The organism is Candidatus Obscuribacterales bacterium (genome assembly GCA_036703605.1).
Lineage (GTDB): Bacteria > Cyanobacteriota > Cyanobacteriia > RECH01 > RECH01 > RECH01.
Window position 1 is genome coordinate 1 of sequence record DATNRH010001025.1, and the last position, 3795, is coordinate 3795.

2 protein-coding genes are annotated in these 3795 nt (G+C 52.4%); both read right to left on the reverse strand.

Going from position 1 to position 3795, the window contains the following annotated elements:
• The coding region (locus tag V6D20_20970) for a PAS domain-containing protein (protein ID HEY9818253.1) at positions 1-2051 on the reverse strand (2051 nt) is incomplete at its 3' end.
• A 172-nt stretch (positions 2052-2223) separates the two neighbouring features.
• The coding region (locus tag V6D20_20975) for a DUF4129 domain-containing transglutaminase family protein (GenBank protein ID HEY9818254.1) at positions 2224-3795 on the reverse strand (1572 nt) is incomplete at its 5' end.

Sequence of the window (3795 nt, forward strand, 5' to 3'; positions counted from 1 at the left end):
AGGTTACTGATGACGACACGCATCAGGGTTGCATCAGCAGAAACAAGCACGTCTGGAGCTACCACAACGTCAACCTGTCGGTTTGGTTCAGACACCTGCAGCTCACTCACCTGTTCTAACACTAAAGTACTCAAGTTGACCGTAACATAGTGCATCTCTGATCGAGAAACCCGAGATAACCGCAGCAGGTCATCAATCAGCATGCCCATACGTTGAATATTACGGCGGATGCGATCAAAATAGTCTCGCCCTTGATCATCTAAATACTCCCCATAGTCTTCGATTAACGCTCGACTGAAGCCATCAATGGCACGTAGGGGCGATCGCAAATCGTGGGATACGGAATAGGCAAAGGCTTCAAGTTCTTGATTGGAGGCTGCTAGTTGAGCGGTTGTTTGCTGCAACGTCAGCTCAGCCTGCTTGCGATCGGTAATGTCCAAGATCGTACCCACCAACTGCACAAGCTGTCCTGTGCTATCAAAAACCGGTTCTCCTCTGGCTTGAATATAGACCAAGGTGCCATCTGGGCGATAGGCTCGGCATTCTAAATCGTAGGGCTGTCCTGTTTCAAGACCGCGCTGAACGGTTTGGTTATGATAGAGCTGATCCTCAGGATGATAAAGCCTCTGTAATTCATCAAAGGTTGGCATACCCGCCGCTGGATCTCGGCCAAAAATCCGAAATACTTCGTCCGACCAGTAGATCGCCTCTGTTTTGATATCAAACTCCCAACTGCCTAGTTTAGCAATGCGTTGAGCAGCTTGTAGGTGGGCATCACTCTTGCGTAACCGTTCTTCTACCTGCTGACGTTTTGTAATATCACGGGCAGCACAGTAGAGTAGATCATCGTAGGGTTGGGCGTACCATTCTAGATAACGATAGCTACCATCTTTGCAGTGATAGCGATTTACCAGGCCACGCACCATCTTTTGCTGCTTGAGGTCAGCGAGCGCTTGACGTGTTATCTCCAAATCATCTGGATGCAAGAAATCTAGATAGGATCGTCCCTCTAGCTCATCGACACTGTAGCCCAGAACCGCCTCCCAGATCTGATTCATCCGACGGAACGTTCCACCACTATCTGCAATACAGAGTAAATCTAGGGCAACGCTAAAAAAACGCTCTAGTTCTTCCTTATTTTTCTGAAGTTGCTCCTCAGTCAACTTACGTTGAGTAATATTGACATGGCAGCCAAGCATCCGGCGAGGTGTTGTTGGATTACTCCATTCAATAATCTGTCCTGAGCAAAAAATCCACACTGTGGAGCCATCTTTGTGACGATAGCGCACTTCAACCTGAAAAGGAATCTCTCCTTGGCTTTCAAGATGACGCTGAAAGGCTTCAAGAACCATGGGTAGATCATCAGGAACGATGACGGTCTTCCAACTCTCGGCAGCCGTCAGTTCATGGGCTTCATAGCCCAACATCTTTTTGCAGCCCCGACTCCAATATTCCTGGTTATTCACCAGATCCCAGTCCCAATAGCCGGCTAAAACGGTGTCGAGAATATGTTCAAGAAGCGCCAAATTATAGCGAAGGTATTCAGGCTCTTGGAGATCTGCAGTCTGGGTTAGGGGAACTGAGATCGATTGGGGTGTAAGTTTCAGGGCAGCTTGGAGGGTGTCATGGGTGATCACGCCGATCGCCTGTCCGGCATCATCCACCACCCAGACATGGCGATTGCCTGACTGCTGAAGCTGGGTTTCGGCGACGGTTAAATCCGTCAAGTCTGAGTAGCGCAACCATTGAGGTTCTGTGATCACGTCGCGGATCAATAGGGTTCTCAAGGCGGAGGGCTGAGTAGCCACGAGGTGAACCACATCGCGGTCGCTAAAGCTACCGAGTAATTGCCCATGGTCAACAACCAGCAAACAGCTTGCCCGCGCATCTTGGTATAGTCTGTCTTGACCATCGATAGGCGGCTGGGATAACGCCGCACTCATGATCGCGATCGCCTCCTGAACGGTAGCGTCAGCAGCGATCGTAATCGGTGGAGAAGCGATCGCTGCTTCACGTTGGGCAGCGGTGAACGTAGCTAAAGGAGTAGGCATAGAAGCTTGAGAAAGGGGTCTAGCCTGAATGGCTTATTTAGAGTTAAGGCCAATCAGTCTCCCAGAGACTAGCAAAATTCTTGCTTCGTGCAATCCCGGAGATTGCTAGTTTTGCTCACAAATTATCACCCCATCTAGGTAGCATCTACAGCTTCCTGATGAATCCTAGGCTTTATCTCGACTCTTGACGTACTCCAACTGTGCTGACCGACCGGGCTCGCCGTTGCCGAGTTTGGATGGTTTTCAGCCATTGCTGCACCTGCGACACATTGGGATCACGCCGACCGTAGCGCCATTGCACATAGGCATCGGAAATCGCTTGAATTGCCGTGGCTCGGGGCTCAGGGTGATGGGCTTGGGCCATCCGGGCATATTCCAGTGGCGTTTGGGCCGGTGGCTTAGGAAAGCCTTGCTCTGCCAAGACCTGTAGCATTTGTTGATAGATAGCTTCCATAGGTGGCAGGCCGCGCACCCATTGCCGATAGCGCCAGGAGCGGAGCCCCGACCAGCCCAGCCAGCCCAAAAAGCCGAGACCGGTGAGGATGACCAGAGCCAGCAGCGTTCCTGCCCAGCCTCGGCTAAAGAGATCGGCGAAGAAACCGATGATGCGGTTGAAAAAGTTGGCGATCGCATCCATCACTGTATTGATGAAGCCGGTTACCGGCGACGGCAGCCAGCCGGCGACCCACTGCCAAAGCTGTTGCAGGACACTGAAGGTTTCTGTTTGTTCTACCGAGGGAGGCAGCAGCTCATAGCCGGGAATGGGGTTGAAGCCAAACCAGCCATATTCGGTGTAGATTTCGGTGATCGCATGGGCATCGGTATTGCGCACCACATAAAACCCGGTGAAGGGATTAAATTCACCCGGATTGAACCCCACCGTCAGCCGAGCCGGTACATCAATCGACCGCAGCATCAGCGTCAGCACCGTGGAGAAGTGATCGGGATAGCCACCGCCATACTTAAACAAGAAAGCTTCGGCTAGATCTTCACCCTCCTCTAAAAAGGGTAAATCCGGCTGGATCGTATAGTTTTGCTTAAGGTATTGGGATAGATAGAGGGCCTGCTCATAGGGCGCGGTGATCGGTGAGGGAGCACTATCTAGGATGCCCTGGGTATAGTCGCGAAGCTCGGGGGCGATCGCTTCCGGTACCTCAAAATAATAATTGCGAATGCGGTTAGGATAGTCCGTGGAGGCTTGCTGCAGACGCGTGCGATCGCGATAGGGTACGTCTGAGACCACCGTATAGGTTAATCCTTCACCCAAGCCCACCGGCGATCGCAGGCTGTTCTCCGCATCCACCGCAATTTCCCGCGTGGGAAAATAGACATGGCGAGGGGAATACATCGTGGGAATCAAGTTGGGCAGTTCGCTCACCACTGTGTAGGACTGCACCACCTCCCGACTTGTAGCAGAGGTCAGGGCCCTGAAGGTCGGCGGCATGATAAACCGATAGCTCCACGACGGTCGCCGCAGAATTTGGATATCTGCTTCGTCATTGCGAGACACCTCCCAGCCCTGGCCGGTGTTGTGGTCAAACGACAACACTCGCCAAAAACCCGGCGCTTGCGATCGCACTCGCATCACCACTTGGCTCTCTAGGCTACCCCGCAAATTTTGGTTCATGCGGGTATTAAACCCGTAGTAGAAATCACTATCCAGTTCGCCAGGACCATCCAAATTGTCACCACTGCCGGCTCCCGTGCCATCACCGCCGACCCCCTCGCGCACATAGCCGGGGTT